The following is a 15988-nucleotide window of genomic DNA, read 5'->3' on the forward strand; positions in this document are numbered from 1 at the left end:
TACATCAAATCAGGAACATGTGCTTTGAGTTTAACCAGTTGAGTTGCACTCGGCAATTGGTATAAAGCGTAGATGGCGAATTTTGGACAAAAAAAAAGCAGGCCATCTGGCCTGCATAAAAACTCCAATAGCAACAAGCTGTGCCAAGGAAATCCCAATAATGCCAACATCCCAGTCGGCAAGCTCTACTTCTCGGGAGTTCAATTGTGACTTTAGGCACGCCTAGATACGCAGGTAAAAAGGTGCAGCCCCAAAGGAACGAGACCAATGCTAATGTAATGTTTAGTACTTGTAAACTAAAAATTGAAAAAAGTAGTTTAAACGGATTTTTTTTGCTCACTTTGAAATATAAAGCTTCTAAAATGATGGAATTACAATCGATGTAACTATTTGTTATTTATCTGGTTGATAAATTTTGTACCTTTAATGGTTTGAGAGTTGTTGCAATTTTGTATCCATTCTGTATGTTAATGAGTTGTACAACATGTAACCTAGGAAAGGAAAAATGAAATTAACATCAGCAATTATCGCAACGTCATTATTGGCAACCAGTGTCGCAGTAAACGCGGCGATACCTTATAAAAATGAACAGTATCAATTTACCCAACCAAGTGGTGAGGTGATCACTCTTATTCTTAATGGTAATACGTACTTTGCTCAGCAGCGTACACCTGACGGCGAGCTTGTAGTGTATGATGCCTCGCTCAAAGGCATGGCTTACGCACAGGTATCAGTCGATGGAGAGCAACTTATATCAACAGGTAAGCTTGTGACCAAACGCAGTAAGCGGGGCATGCAACGTCACTCAGTAGATGCTATGCAGCAAGGATTATCCTCGACTGCTATTGCAAAAAAGGTAAAAGCGGCGCAGCAGTTAATGTTGGGTCAAAATCAAACACCAGTCGACTTGGTACATACTCATCAGTTTGAGCGTAGTGATAATGCAATGGCGTTGAATGCCGAGATCAGCGGTCAAGTAAAAGGGTTAACTATCATCATTGATTTCCCTGATGAGCGCGGCACTATCACAAAAGCGCAAGTTGAGCGTTTTTTAAATGACCAAAATTACAATGAATTTGGTAACGCGCAGTCAGTAAGAGGGTATTTTTCGTCGGTCTCTGGAGGCAAGCTCGATTATACCAATACGGTAACGGCTTATTACACCGCAAAGAAAAACAAAGCGTATTATGCGGATAGCGCATTAAGCTCAACAGTACGCTCGCAAGAACTTATAAAAGAAGCGCTAAACTGGCTTGAATTTCAACAGGGATTTGATTTTAGCTCGCTGACTACAAATAGTAGTGGGCAGATCCGTGGATTAAATATTTTTTATGCTGGCAACTCTGATAGTGCATGGTCTAAAGGTCTGTGGCCACATATGGCAAGACTCAGTCCACGTTTTTGTGCTGATGGCGTGTGTACCGATCGCTATCAAATCACGGATATGGGAAATAGCCTTGCAATTGGCACCTTTGTACATGAGTCAGGTCACTTAATCACAAATTGGCCCGATCTTTATGATTATGACGGCAGCTCAGAAGGCTCAGTCGCAAGTTTTGGCGTTATGGGATTTGGCGCGATTGGTGCTTCCAACCGTTTTAAGCCGACGCCACCTGTCGCACACTTTAGAGCAATAGCTGGTTGGGATACGGTAACTGAACTTAATCCAGCCGTAAATGCAAATGCCCCAACGGGAAGGCTAAGTCATACTTCGGGCGCTAATAGCTCATATAAATGGACCAACCCAAGTAACACAAATGAAGCCTTTTACATTGAGGCTATTCATCAATCGGGACAAAACTCAGAGCAACTCGATTCTGGCTTGGCTATTTGGCACGTTGATCCCGCGGGCAATAACTCGAATGAATGGTATCCGTATATCCAAATGGAGCATGGTGATGCCAAACGAGATCCTGAAAATGGTCGCAACCGTGGGGATAATGGCGATTTATTTGATGTGGCAGGAGAGTTTAGCGCCACACTGCCGAATGCGTTGAGTAGCAAAGGGACGAATGCGCTATGGTGGAATGGAAGCGACTCTGGCTTGTCCATCAGCAATATTTCTGATCCCGCTGCAGAGATCCAATTTACCGTAAGCGGTAGTACAACCCCACCACCTGCGGGAGATGTTTACACTGGATACTTAGCAGACAAGCAACAAGCCATACAACCTGACGGCAGTTGGTTTCAGTACAGCGGTGGCACAATAGCACTTACTTTAGAGGGGCCGGCGAACGCAGACTTCGATTTGAAACTCGAAGCTTGGCAAGGTGGTGCATGGCAACAAGTTGCAATTTCGGAGACGCCAACCTCACAAGAGTCAATTAACTATTCGGCAAATTCAGGTTATTACCGCATTTTGGTTTACTCATATAGCGGTGCGGGTGACTACCGTCTAACGGTACAGAAGTAGTTATCCAAAGCACTGGTTAGTCAATATAATTGATATAATGCCAAGTCGCGTTGCTTGTGTGATCAGCGCGCGGCTTGTTTTGGTGCGTATGTTAGAACGCCAAACTCCACTTTCTTATCTATAATTCATACTTTATTACCAAAACTATGATAATAATACAGTCATGCATATTGTTTGTTACGGAATAGCTTATGAACTTTTTTCGAAAGCCAAATCAAGAAGTTGAAAATTTGACCGCTGAACTCAACCGTGCTCGGGCATTACTTTCTGCGATTGATGAAGCGGTCGCAAAAATTGAATTTACACCCGATGGTCAAATAGCTGCAGTCAATCAACATTTTCTCGCTGTCGTGGGTTACACAGAGGCTGAAGTGATAGGACAGCACCATCTTATTTTTTGCCACAAGGACTATGTAAATTCTTCGGAATATCGCAGTTTCTGGGCAAGCCTTCAACGTGGCCAAGCTCAGTTTGGTAATTTTGAGCGCTTTACCAAAACAGGTGACGTAGTTTGGCTTGACGCTACCTATTTTCCGGTTGAAGAAAATGGCAAAGTCACCCGTATTGTGAAAATTGCGAATGACATCACAGCAGAAAAACTCACCATAACAGCACAAGAAGCGATAGCTAACGCACTCAATAAATCCATGGCGACCATAGAGTTTACACCCGAGGGCGTTATTTTAGATGCGAATCCAAATTTCACGGCAACTGTGGGTTATAAACTTAGTGAGATTAAAGGCCAGCATCATCGAATGTTCTGTGACGACAGCTTTTATAAAGAGCAGCCACACTTTTGGCAAGAGCTGGCAAAAGGCCAGCATAAAAGTGGTCGCTTTCATCGCTTAGGTAAACATGGCGAAGATATTTGGATTGAAGCAACGTATAACCCTATCTTTGATGAACATGGCAAAGTCATTAAAGTGATAAAGTTCGCAACAAATATCACGGCGCGGGTGCAAAAAGCGCATCGAGTCGCACAAGCTGCCGAGGTTGCGCAGGTGACATCAGAGCAAACCGAGCAAATAGCGGCCCGTGCGAGTTTGCTGCTGCAAGAGTCTGTTAGTACCTCAGGGCTTATTTCTAATCAAGTACAAAGTGCAATGGCCGCAATAGCACAGCTTAATGAACAGTCAAAAGGGATTTCGGCAATTGTGTCTACCATCAGTGCGATTGCAGAGCAAACTAACTTACTTGCGTTAAATGCAGCGATAGAAGCTGCCAGAGCGGGTGAGCAGGGAAGAGGGTTTGCGGTGGTAGCCGATGAAGTAAGAAGCTTGGCAGCACGTACTTCGCAGTCGACCAACGAAATCAATGATGTGGTAAATCAGAATGAAGTGTTAACTAAAGAAGCCACCGCACTGATGAATACGGTGTCTGAAAGCACTGAACTTGGTCTTGCACAAATCGATGAGGTGAATAAAGTGATGAATGAAATAAAGCAAGGCGCAGAAAACCTCACAAATACGGTCAAAGGATTGTCAGAATAACCTAGAGATCGCCGCGTAAAGCACCTCCCACCAAAAGCTTGAATATGGTGTAGGAGCGGGTTCACCCCGCGATCTTTACGCTTGCAATCGCCGCGTAAAGCGCCTCCCACCAAAGGCTTGAATATGGTGTAGGGGCCGGTTCACCCCGCGATCTTTACGCTTGCAATCGCCGCGTAAAGCGGCTCCCGCCAAAAGCCTGAATATGGTGTAGAAGCGGGTTTACCCCGCGATCTTTACGCTTGCAATCGCCGCATAAAGTGGCTCCCACCAAGAGCTTGAATATGGTGTAGGAGCGGGTTCACCCCGCGATCTTTACGCTTGCAATCGCCGCATAAAGTGGCTCCCACCAAAGGCTTGAATATGGTGTAGGAGCGGGTTCACCCCGCGAGCTTTTCATCAAGATCGGCGCATAGAGCGCCTCCCACAGCGACATAATGTGAATGCTTTATTTTTCAGCGATTTGCCACACCGCAACTGAACCGGAAATTTCATTACCGATCACCAATAAGGCTTCGCCAGTTGCACTTTTGTCGGCAGGAATAAATGTCATGCCCTCTGGGGCTAAGTCGCCACTGATTTCGGCATCTTCAACTAATCCACGGTTGTAAAAATAATCTTCAAACTTAACATCGTAAGGGTTGGTGATATCGTAAACCATGATACTACCCATACGCTCTAAGCCAACGAATGCAAAAGTGCGTTCACCAATTTGACCTAGCGCTAGTGCTTCCGGCTCTGGGCCTTTTGCATCGGAGCGCGTATCGCCTTCATTGGTGTCTTCATCATTGTTAAATTGTGCGCCATGCACGGAAGCTGTGATCCGCTCGATTTGATCGCCAGAGTCGAACACCACAAGGCCGTTGCTATCCCAAATGGTGAATGAGCGTGCACCATAGGTGTACAGCGCTTCATATTGGCCGTCATTATTTTCATCGCCTTTCACCGTTGTGACTTTAAGGCGACCAATGTCGTCATCGTCATTATTAAGGTAAGCAAAGTTGCTTGCTAAGGTAAGATCTTCGGCACGGCTCTCATCAATGTACGCTAAACAGCCATCGTCTTTATCGTAATCTAGGCCACCTCTCGCGGTACAGTCGGCTTCATCGGCAGCATCAAAAAAGTATTCTCTACCATCACCTTCGTTAGCAGAGACAATAAAGTTCGCGCCTTTCCACGTGTAGCTAGAGATAGTATCTGGCTGATACATGCCGTAAAGACCGGGATACTTTTTAAAATTGATCTTTTTATCTTTATCCGAGGCATCTATGGTGTAATTAGACCAGTCTTTGAATCCCAAACCGACTAAATTAAGGCTGTTGTCACTTAGATCTACGATAGCGAGTGCGTTGTTTTCTTGAATTGAAACATATGCGAAGCGGTTGTCTTTAGAGATGGTGACATATTCCGGTTCTAAATCCATCGCAACTGTCGTATTAATAAGTTTGCCATTGATAGTGCGACCAGTTGGATTGGCGAAGACAATGCCTTGTGCTTCTAGCTCAGCTTGCTTGGTGTTAAATGCGCTAAAGTTTAATTGTGTTGCTGTATTTGCAACTACGCCATTTGTAATGTTGATAATGCTGATGCTACCTTCAGGATCAACGCTGTAGTCACCTGCGGGTTCCCCTTCATTTGCGACCACGACTTTGCTGCCATCATGAGTAAAGGTAACCATATCAGGTAGTGCACCCGCCGTTACATTTTTAACAAAGGCCGGAGTTGCACCTGAGATATCATAAAAAGCGATTTGTCCTGCGTCACCCGTAGTCTTGGCAGCCATTGCAACTGCCAATAGTTGGTTGTTTTCGTCAACTGCAATACTGTTTGCGTCGCCGGGGGTATTGTCGTTTAAGTTGATTGTCATGGCTGATGTTAAATTTGTAGCGGTAATAACACCTTCATTATTTTTGACCAGAGCGGCCGTATCAAAGCTGGTTGCTGGAATAACTTCAACCACAGCGGCACTGCCTGAACTATTAATGGCATATATCCATTTTTTGGATGCTTGGTAAGCGACAATTTCAGCGGCGCCTTCAGGGCTTTCTGCATTAAGCACTGCGCGTCCCACAAGACTTATTTCAAGCACGCTATTGGCGTTAGTGCCATTGGTTCCGTCTTGTCCGTTTGCTCCATCTTGGCCGTCGGAGCCATTTTGACCATCGTTACCATCTTGTCCGGCAACGCCTTGTTGCCCTTGCGAGCCTGTGGCGCCATCGTCACCATCAAGTGAACAGCCAGTGAGAAGAGAAAGCAAAGAGAGCGCGATAAGTGAGTGCTTAAACATAAAATATCCTGATTATTATTGTTAAAGCAGCTACTTAATCACAAAAATATGACTCTTATATGGCAATGAGGTTTCACAATTATTGTGAGAAATTCATTGATATCACTGAGCTGAATGTAATGCCATTCAAGCGTTAGTATCATCGGTATCAATGGATGAACAGGCAAAAGTTGGTATTGCAGTTGGCGCAATTAGGTACAGACAAAAATATACAATAATTTTGCAAATTTGATGAACTTTTATTCAACTCTGTTCGTAAGGGTTAGCTATGGGTGACAAAAGTCATTCTTTTTAACCGAGTCTACAGGATGAGTATAATGAAAAAGTTTATAGTAAGTGCCAGCCTCATGCTTCTTATGGCATGCAGCGATAACGACGATAACGATACAGTTACACCTCCGCCACCCCCGCCAGTCCAAGAGTTTTCAGCGACTAAGACCTTTGAATTGATGTTATCAGGAAAGCAAGAAGTACCGATGAATACGTCAATGCAAACTGCTTCCGCAACAGTTGAGCTTGATGAAAATCTGATGCAATTCAGAGCAACACTCGACTACAGCGACGTCGAAGGTTTTAGTGCTGCACATATTCACGATGGTGATTTGGGGGCGAATGGCGATGTGGCATTCGCTTTTGAAGCATCAGATGACAATAAGGTCAGTATTCCAATCACAGATCTGTCTGAGGATCTAATTGAGGATATGTTGGATGGTGATTGGTATATCAATCTACACACCGAAGCCTTTCCAAGCGGCGAGTTACGCGCTCAGATTGTGCCAGACACGGTAAGCGTGATCACGTTCAAATTAGATGGCTCACAACAGGTGCCAATGAATGAAAGTAGTGCCATGGGGTATGGTTATGCGTCATACGACAGCACCGACGGCGAGCTTTATCTTCGCGCGGTCACTATGGACGTCGATGATGCCACTGCAGCACATATTCACACTGGCCGCATTGGTATGAACGGCGATGTGCTTGTGGTGTTAGAGCAGGACGACGAAGTAATGACAGACTGGGTAACGCCAGATGACACGATGATCGACGAAGCGACGTTGAACGTTTTGCTCTCGGGTGGACACTACGTCAATGTTCATACGCCAGAGCTACCAAATGGTGAGATCCGCGGCCAAATCCTGACGGACAATTACGCAGTTGCGACATTTGACTTATCCGGCAAACAAGAAGTGCCAGCAGTAGCAACAATGGCATCCGGTGATGGCTATGCCCTTGTGAACACAGATAACTATGAAGTAGAGCTCAGAGTTGTCACTAGCGGTGTTGAGGATGCAACGGCGGCACATATTCATACTGGCCGGATCGGCATGAATGGTGATGTTCTAGTGGGCCTTGAGCAAAGCACCGATGATATGAATGTATGGATGACGCCAGACAACACTATGATCAATGCTGAGATTTTTGCGGTACTCGCATCGGGTGGTCACTATGTTAATGTCCATACTCCTAGCAATCCCAGTGGTGAGCTACGTGGCCAAATTCTTACCAGCAATTATGCGCTCGCTACATTTGCGCTTTCAGGTCAGCAAGAGGTTCCTGCAGTATCGACCATGGCGTCAGGGGATGGCTATGCATTGGTTAACATGAACGATTATGAAGTTGAACTTCGTGTAGTGACAATAGGTGTTGAAGATGCAACGGCGGCACATATTCATACTGGCCGGATCGGCATGAATGGTGATGTTTTAGTGGGCCTTGAGCAAAGCACCGATGATATGAATGTATGGATGACGCCAGACAACACCATGATCAATGCCGAGATTTTTGCAGTACTCGCATCAGGTGGTCACTATGTTAATGTCCATACTCCTAGCAATCCCAGTGGTGAGCTACGTGGCCAAATTCTTACCAGCAATTATGCGCTCGCTACATTTGCGCTTTCAGGTCAGCAAGAGGTTCCTGCAGTATCGACAATGGCGTCAGGGGATGGCTACGCATTGGTTAACATGAACGATTATGAAGTTGAACTTCGTGTAGTGACAATGGGTGTTGAGGATGCAACGGCGGCACATATTCATACTGGCCGGATCGGCATGAATGGTGATGTTTTAGTGGGCCTTGAGCAAAGTACCGATGATATGAATGTATGGATGACGCCAGACAACACCATGATCAATGCTGAGATTTTTGCAGTGCTGGCATCGGGCGGTCACTATGTTAATGTGCATACACCAGCAAGTGCGAGTGGTGAACTCCGTGGTCAGATCCTCACTGACAACTACACTTTGGTAGCGTTTCCATTGAGTGGCGAGCAAGAAGTCCCTGCTGTCACAACCACTGCCACTGGTAGTGGATATGCTTTGGTAAATCGAAACGGCTTTGACCTTGAATTACAAGTCCTCACCTCAGGTGTTGCTGATGCAACGGCTGCGCATATACATACTGGCATTGCCGGTAAAAACGGCCCTGTGTTATTGGCATTAATGCAAGATAGTAGTGATGCCAATCGCTGGATGGCTCCGGCCAATGCAGCATTGACAGCGGAAATATTTGCGATTCTGGCAGGCGGTGGTCACTACGTAAATGTGCATACACCAGCAAATCCAAGTGGTGAGTTAAGAGGCCAAATAGTTAATTAACCTGAGGTTTGGATAAGGAATGTTCCAACTCATTGTTTCTAAAGCACAGCTTAGTTTTTTCCTTCTCTAGCCAGAGAGTTTTAGGGAAAACAAGGCGAATTTACGCACCAATAGCTGGCTATTGGAAGTGAATTCAACGCAGTTAGCGCTAAAACTGGCTGCTAGAAAGGCATTAATTATCCGCAGCTCAGGTTAATTGATCGCTTAGATAATTAACTCGCATCTAAGAGTCTGTTAAGTGCAGGCTCTTTTTCTTTATATTCAAATTCCACAACCACTATCCAGTCAGGGGAGTTATATTTAGTTAAAAAGATGTAACCAAAAAATCATGATTTGTTCCCGTAATCGTAATGCAAAGCGTCTAGCGTAAGCCTTCTTTAAAATAATAATGGTAATACAATGAATAAGATAAGCGTTTGTTCTGCGATCGTAGCTGCATTATTACTGAGTGCATGTGATGATGATTCTGTGGAGGTTGTACAGGTTGAAAAGCCGGTGATCACAACGGAGACTGAAATAAAAGTCGTTGAAGTTCCGGTAATTGTGGAGGTGCCAGCAGGTAGCGCAAGTGCTATGCAAGTGGGCACACGTCCTGATTTCTTGATTCAAGATATGGAAGACAGTGCACTCAAAACCAAGCTTGAGCAGTGTGCTAACGGACCTTTTTATAAAACAGACTTTTCAATTGGACACCGTGGTGCGCCAATGCAGTTTCCTGAACACACGAAAGAATCTTATATTGCGGCGGCTAAAATGGGTGCTGGGATTTTAGAGTGTGACGTTGCCTTTACCAAAGACAAAGAGCTGGTTTGTCGCCACTCACAATGTGATTTACACACTACAACAAATATTTTAGCAACGGATTTAGGCCAAAAATGTACAACACCATTTGTACCAGGCGATCCTGAAAATGGAATTGCAGCCCAAGCGATGTGTTGTACCAGCGACATTACTTTGGCTGAGTTTAAGACATTAAAAGGTAAAATGGATGCCGCAAACTCAATGGCCACAACCGTAGAGGAATATATGGATGGCACGGCAAATTGGCGCACCGATTTATATTCGAGCCGTGGCACTTTAATGACCCATGCCCAGAGTATTGAGTTATTTAAAAGTTTAGGCGTGAAAATGACGCCAGAGCTGAAGACTCCGTCTGTCGCTATGCCTTTTGACGGTTTTACACACGAAGCCTACGCACAAAAAATGATCGACGAATATAAAGCTGCAAATGTAGATCCAAAAAATGTCTGGGCGCAGTCATTTAATCGGGACGATGTCGTCTATTGGATAAAAGAAAATCCAGAGTTTGGCGCACAGGCAGTATATTTGGACGACAGATACGAAGCGCAGGCAGTAGACAATGAAACCATGGTATCAGCAGAGCAAATCGTGCATAACCCAGAGCTATTGTCGCCAACGATGGAAGAGCTTGCAGCGGATGGTGTTAACATTATCGCACCACCTCTTTGGATGTTATTAACCGAAGAAGGAGGGGAAATCGTACCCTCACCTTATGCCAAAGCTGCAAAAGCAGCAGGGCTTGAGATCATCACTTGGACACTAGAGCGCTCTGGTCACCTAGCCAGCGGCGGTGGTTGGTACTATCAAAGCATCAACGGCAGTCTGTCAGGTGAGGCGATGATAGATAATGATGGCGATACTTTTAAAGTGCTAGATGTATTGGCCAAAGAGGTTGGCGTAATCGGCGTATTCTCTGATTGGCCAGCAACGACCACTTACTATGCAAGCTGCATGGGTATGCCTGCCAGTATTTAAGCGGTGTTTATTGTGGTAGGGGCGGATTTACCCCGCGATCTTATCTCTAATGATCGCCGCGTAAAGCGGCGCCTACCAAGGGTTTGAGTATATGGTAGGAGCGGGTTCACCCAACGATCTTGTCTCTAATGCTCGCCGCGTAAAGCGGCGCCTACCAAGGGTTTGAGTATATGGTAGGAGCGGGTTCACCTCGCGATCTTTTTCTAATTATCACCGCCTAATGCGGCTCCCACCAAGGATTTGAATATGTGGTAGGAGCGGGTTCACCCCGCGATCTTTTCTCTAATAATCGCCGCCTAATGCGGCTCCTACCAAGGGTTTGAGTATATGATAGGAGCGGGTTCACCCCGCGATCTTTTGATTTGGTTCTCACTGTTATTATGTCAACTCCATTTGTTCCTAATTCTATGCTAGAAGAATCTCAACCCCTGCACTAGTCTTTATTGTGAACGCTTCAATAAAGGCTAGAATCATGAAGTTAAACTCTATCCGTATCCTCATGACCACTATCTTCGGTGGCATTATTGTTTTTGTGGTCATCGTTACCTTATTGGTTGTTAACATGTACAACGCCTTACTTGATTTTGAACAAATGGCTGACAACCGCTATAAAGCCTATCAACTGGCCGACGAATTAAGACAAAGCTCAGACGATTTAACGCGATTGGGCAGAACCTATGCGGTAACTGGCAACGATAAATACGAAAAGATGTATATGGATGTATTAGCTATTCGTAATGGTGAAAAGGCAAGGCCTGAAGGCTACCATAAAATCTATTGGGATCTGGTGCTTAACTATGGTGAGAAACCAAAACCAGACGGTCAGCGAGAAGTATTACTCGATGCCATGAAAGCGGCGGGCTTTAGCGAAAAGGAGCTCAACTACTTAAGTGAGGCACAAGCCAATTCCGATGGCCTTGTTGCATTAGAAGTCGAAGCCATGAACGCAGTAAAAGGTAAGTTTAAAGATAGTGCCGGTAATTACACCATTCAAGGTGAGCCCGATTTGAACAAAGCGGTTAAGCTTACCCACAGTGATGATTATCATCGCTATAAAGCCAACATCATGAAGCCGGTTGAATCGTTTTTTACTGAACTTGAAAACCGCACCAAACAAAATGTTGTGCAAGCTCACAGTGCTGTAGAGTCTTACGTTTTGTGGGCTATGGTGATGTTAGTGATAACCGTATGTTTCAGCTTATTCGGCGTGTATTTAGTTCGTCGTCGTATTGTGAAACCAATTGAATTGCTTGGTAGAACTTTTGAAGAGATTGGCAGTTCAAACGATCTTAGAAAAACGGTAGACGAAAGTGGCGCAACAGAGATTAAAGCGGTGGCTAATATCGTAAACCGTATGCTCAGTAGCTTTAAAAATACAGTAACGAATATTGGCTCTGCGGGCGGCGCGATGTCACAATCTTCCAAAGAAGTGGCGCACTTTATTCGCAGTAATAAAGAGATAAGTGAAGAACAAAACGCCCGTCTTGAAACCATCGCCACGGCTGCGGAAGAAATGACCGCAACACTCAATGAGGTCACGTCCAGTACAGTGAGTACCGCAGATTATGCCAATCAGGTTGAACTTGAAGCACAGCGGGGGATGGAAGTGATGTCGCAAACCAGTCAGCAATTTAGTGATTTGTCAGTGCGCTTTGACGAAACTGCGAATATTATCTCTGAGTTGACTGAGCAAAGTGACCAAGTGTCAAATGTAGTGAGCGTTATCCAAGCTATTGCAGAGCAAACTAACCTGCTTGCATTAAATGCTGCCATCGAAGCGGCGAGGGCGGGAGAGCAAGGCCGCGGTTTTGCTGTTGTTGCAGATGAAGTAAGGACCCTTGCACAAAGAACCCAAAAATCCACCGAAGAAATTCGCGATATCATCAACCAGCTGCAAACCAAAGCGGGGAGTGCGAATACCGCCATTCAGCAAAGCCAGCACCAAGTGCAAACGACGGAAGAGCAGGTGATGGTATCTTCCGAAGTGCTCGATAGTATCTTTGAAGCGGTGAGCAAAATCAAAGACTTGACTCAAGGTGTTGCCACCGCCTCACAGGAGCAGCTATCGGTGACAGAAGACATTAACACTAATATCAATGGCCTGAGCGATATTTCCAAAGAAGCGATTAAGCGGATGAATGAGTTTATGGCCATTGTTGAGCAGTTAGAGCAAACCAGCCATCGCCTCAACGACAATGCGAGGGAGTTTACTGTTTAGCTTGTAGCAAGCGCTTTACGCGGCGATCTCTTCTTTACTGATCGCCGCGTAAAGCGGCTCCCACCAAGGGTTTTAATATGTCGTAGGAGCGGATCTACTCCGCGATCTTGTCTCTAATTATCGCGCGTGAAGCGCCTCCGACCAAGGGTTTGAATATGTGGTAGGAGCGGATCTACTCCGCGATTTTGTCTCTAATTATCGCCGTATAAAGCGCCTCCGACTAAGGATTTGAGTATATGGTAGGAGCGGATTTACTCCGCGATTTTGTCTTTAATTATCGCCGCGTAAAGCGGCTCCGACCAACGGTTTGAGTATATTGTAGGAACGGATTTACTCCGCGATCTTTTCTCTAAAAATCGCCGCTTTACGCGGCGATCTCTTCATAAGCAGAAAAAAGAAAAATCAAAAAGTCTATAACGCCCCTTAAATATGATTTAAATCAAAAATGCAAATGATATTAATTATCAATATTTTTTGACTTTTGTTCAGTTTCCATTTAGAGTACGCGCCAAAATTTACTTTAATGCAATAAATTTTGGGATATTAACAATGACAAACACGCCTTTTAAACGTGGTGTACTTTCTGCTTTGGTGCTTTCTGCCCTTAGTCCAGTTGCTTTTGCTGACTCGGTAAAAGCACAGCCAGACATGGAACACATCGTTGTAACTGCGACTGGTTTTGAGCAAAAAATACCAGAAGCACCCGCGAGTATTTCAGTGATCACTGCTGAAGACATTCAAGCTCAGTCCTATACGACTTTGCTTGATGCCGTGAAGTACCAAGAAGGCGTGGACATTGGCACAACTCGAGATAAAACCGGCCAAGGCAGCGTGAGTATGCGCGGTTTAACAGGTGAATATACGCTGCTACTTATCGACGGTAAGCGTCAAAACAACCACGGTGATATCTACCCAAATAACTTTGGTGGTAACGCGTTTAACCATATTCCACCTAAAAGTGCCATTGAGCGAATTGAAGTCATTAGGGGACCTGCCTCTACACTTTACGGCGCAGATGCGATGGGCGGCGTAATCAACATTATTACTAAAAAGTCAGTAGATGAATGGACTGGTAGCATCGATTTTGGCCGAAGCCTACAAACAAACGACCAGTTTGGTGATGACATTACCACTGACTTCAGTATCTATGGACCTTTGGTTAAAGGTTTACTCAACTTTTCTGCTCGCGGTAGCATTTATGAGCGTCAAGCTTCAAACCCTGAGTTTTCACCTGCAATCGATCCAAATGGTGAGCAGCATCATCGTGAACTTGGCTTTGGGCGCGGTGGCAAAACAGTAGATAACACTAACACCCAATTGGGTGCAACCTTTGTATTTACGCCAAACGACAACCACACGGTTACTTTTGACTACGATATCTCAAATCAAGAGTACGATAATACACCAAACTACGACGTTGAGTCGGGCAAAATTACCTATCCGCTTGGCACCAAAGATAACATCGAATCAATCTGGCAAGACCGTCGCGGTGTGGTAAATCCACGCGCAGGTTATGCGGCGGATCAAGAATTTGACCGAAGCTGGTGGTCACTAACGCATCAAGGTACGTTTGGTGATATTGAAACCTTTGTGTCATTGGCGTTTGTTGATACCGATAACAATGGCCGTACTATGCCGCTTTCTGTTGCAGAGCGTAAACTACTACAAGCCATGTATGATGGCAGTGGTAAATATGCCGATATGGAAGAAGCAGAACGTAAAGCGCTTGCTGAAAGCACATTCTTACCACGTCCAAAGCGCACACTGAACAGCAACCAATATACGTTAGACGCGCGAGTGGATATTCCTGTTGACGATTTACTTGGCGATCACGTGTTTGTTGTGGGCGGCCAGTGGGTTGATGGTGAATTGCAAGATGGCGTATTTGGTATGGAGTCTGGCGTTGATCAAGGCGTTCAGGAACACCAAATGTACTCGCTATTTGTAGAAGATAACTGGCACTTAAGCGATCCGCTAACAGTTACAGTGGGTGTCCGTCACGATAACCACGATGTATTTGGTAGCCAACTTTCTCCGCGTCTATACGGTGTATACGAGCTGTCTGACGATTGGACAGTAAAAGGCGGGATCAGCACAGGTTATAAAACGCCACAAACGACCGACTTATACAATGGTATCACCGGCTTTGGTGGTCAAGGTACGTCACCGTTTGCAGGTAACCCAGATCTTGAACCAGAAACCAGTGTAAACAACGAAGTTGCATTGTATTGGACGCACCCAACAGAGAACCACAATTTTAATATCACTTACTTCTCAACGGAGTTTGACGATAAAATCGCCCGTGGTGATACCATCAAGAGCTGCTCTGCAACCAATGGTGCAAAACCATGCGTGAATTTAGGTGTATACGACGAGCTTGGCTACGATACTTATAGCCAAAAAATCAATATCGACAAAGTTGAGATCCAAGGTATTGAGCTTGCAGGTCGTTACCAGTTCACTGATGCAGTTTCACTTTACGCAAACTACACTTGGACTGACAGCGAGCAAAAGAGCGGCCCTCAAGAAGGTCAACCACTAACCAATACCGCTGAGCACATGGCAAATGTCACGGTAAACTGGCAAGTAACAGACGAGTTTTCACTAACGCTAAATGCTGAAATGCGCTCTGATCGTTACCGTGGCTGGGACAATAATCTAGACAAAGCCATGTACTACAAAAACTACAACCTACTGCACTTAGGTGCTAAATACACCTTTAACGACAATGTTACTGTGTTTGCGCGTATCAATAACTTATTGGATGAAGACTTTACGTCTTATAGCACGGATTACAACGACTTAAACGGTGATGGTAAATACGAATACCTAAGCGGCCGTGGTGTGGTAAGTGAAGTCGTATTTAGCGACGACTACAACGTAAAAGACAAAGCCCGCAATATTTGGTTTGGTGTAAACGTGACGTTTTAATATTCATGTAAAGCATTACTAGATTACAAAACTCAAAGGAGGTGCAATTTGCACCTCCTTCTTTATTGCCACTTGTGCAGGACGCAGCGATCATTTCTCTACTTTTTACCTCACTCGTAGCAGCGGCTTTACGCCGTGACAGTCATCTGTTTTAACAGAATAAATCCGCTTGCCACCTTGTGTAGGAGCCGCTTCACGCGGTGATCATTTCTCTACCTTTTTTACCTCACTCGTAGCAGCTGCTTTACGCCGCGACAGTCATCTGTTTTAACAGAATAA

At 45.0% G+C, this 15988-nt stretch carries 7 protein-coding genes; 6 read left to right on the forward strand and 1 reads right to left on the reverse strand.

Features of this window, described 5'->3' with window-relative positions:
• The first annotated feature begins 505 nt into the window (after nt 1–505).
• Together CTT31_RS18680 and CTT31_RS23580 are read left to right on the forward strand one after the other, a co-directional pair.
• On the forward strand, nt 506–2413 hold the full coding sequence (locus tag CTT31_RS18680; protein WP_211857405.1) for a M6 family metalloprotease domain-containing protein: 1908 nt from the start codon (nt 506–508) through the stop codon (nt 2411–2413).
• A 191-nt stretch (nt 2414–2604) separates the two neighbouring features.
• The gene (locus tag CTT31_RS23580; RefSeq protein ID WP_312026972.1) at nt 2605–3903 is read left to right on the forward strand and encodes a methyl-accepting chemotaxis protein; all 1299 of its coding nucleotides are present in this window, start codon (nt 2605–2607) and stop codon (nt 3901–3903) included.
• A gap of 445 nt (nt 3904–4348) precedes the next feature.
• On the opposite strand, the gene CTT31_RS18695 is transcribed toward CTT31_RS23580, so the two are convergent.
• Nucleotides 4349–6187, reverse strand: a complete 1839-nt coding sequence (locus CTT31_RS18695) for a choice-of-anchor I family protein (protein ID WP_260492746.1) — start codon at nt 6185–6187, stop codon at nt 4349–4351.
• A gap of 317 nt (nt 6188–6504) precedes the next feature.
• Here CTT31_RS18695 and CTT31_RS18700 point away from each other — a divergent pair, with 317 nt between their 5' ends.
• The 4 genes from CTT31_RS18700 (at nt 6505) to CTT31_RS18715 (ending at nt 15709) form a co-directional block, all read left to right on the forward strand.
• A complete protein-coding gene (locus tag CTT31_RS18700) occupies nt 6505–8784 on the forward strand; it encodes a CHRD domain-containing protein (RefSeq protein WP_260492747.1) in 2280 nt (759 codons plus the stop codon).
• A gap of 399 nt (nt 8785–9183) precedes the next feature.
• Nucleotides 9184–10560, forward strand: a complete 1377-nt coding sequence (locus tag CTT31_RS18705) for a glycerophosphodiester phosphodiesterase family protein (protein WP_260492748.1) — start codon at nt 9184–9186, stop codon at nt 10558–10560.
• Between the two features lie 472 nt (nt 10561–11032).
• The gene (locus tag CTT31_RS18710; protein WP_211857400.1) at nt 11033–12778 is read left to right on the forward strand and encodes a methyl-accepting chemotaxis protein; all 1746 of its coding nucleotides are present in this window, start codon (nt 11033–11035) and stop codon (nt 12776–12778) included.
• A gap of 549 nt (nt 12779–13327) precedes the next feature.
• On the forward strand, nt 13328–15709 hold the full coding sequence (locus tag CTT31_RS18715; RefSeq protein ID WP_211857399.1) for a TonB-dependent receptor domain-containing protein: 2382 nt from the start codon (nt 13328–13330) through the stop codon (nt 15707–15709).
• Nucleotides 15710–15988 lie beyond the last annotated feature (279 nt).

It is taken from the genome of Pseudoalteromonas maricaloris (assembly GCF_024746855.1).
Taxonomy (GTDB): domain Bacteria; phylum Pseudomonadota; class Gammaproteobacteria; order Enterobacterales; family Alteromonadaceae; genus Pseudoalteromonas; species Pseudoalteromonas maricaloris.

Excerpts from the sequence above, each read along its gene's own strand:
- CTT31_RS23580 (WP_312026972.1), top strand. The coding sequence starts at position 2,605 with ATGAACTTTTTTCGAAAGCCAAATCAAGAAGTTGAAAATTTGACCGCT.
- CTT31_RS18680 (WP_211857405.1), top strand. The coding sequence starts at position 506 with ATGAAATTAACATCAGCAATTATCGCAACGTCATTATTGGCAACCAGT.
- CTT31_RS18705 (WP_260492748.1), top strand. The coding sequence starts at position 9,184 with ATGAATAAGATAAGCGTTTGTTCTGCGATCGTAGCTGCATTATTACTG.
- CTT31_RS18715 (WP_211857399.1), top strand. The coding sequence starts at position 13,328 with ATGACAAACACGCCTTTTAAACGTGGTGTACTTTCTGCTTTGGTGCTT.
- CTT31_RS18710 (WP_211857400.1), top strand. The coding sequence starts at position 11,033 with ATGAAGTTAAACTCTATCCGTATCCTCATGACCACTATCTTCGGTGGC.
- CTT31_RS18700 (WP_260492747.1), top strand. The coding sequence starts at position 6,505 with ATGAAAAAGTTTATAGTAAGTGCCAGCCTCATGCTTCTTATGGCATGC.
- CTT31_RS18695 (WP_260492746.1), bottom strand. The coding sequence starts at position 6,187 with ATGTTTAAGCACTCACTTATCGCGCTCTCTTTGCTTTCTCTTCTCACT.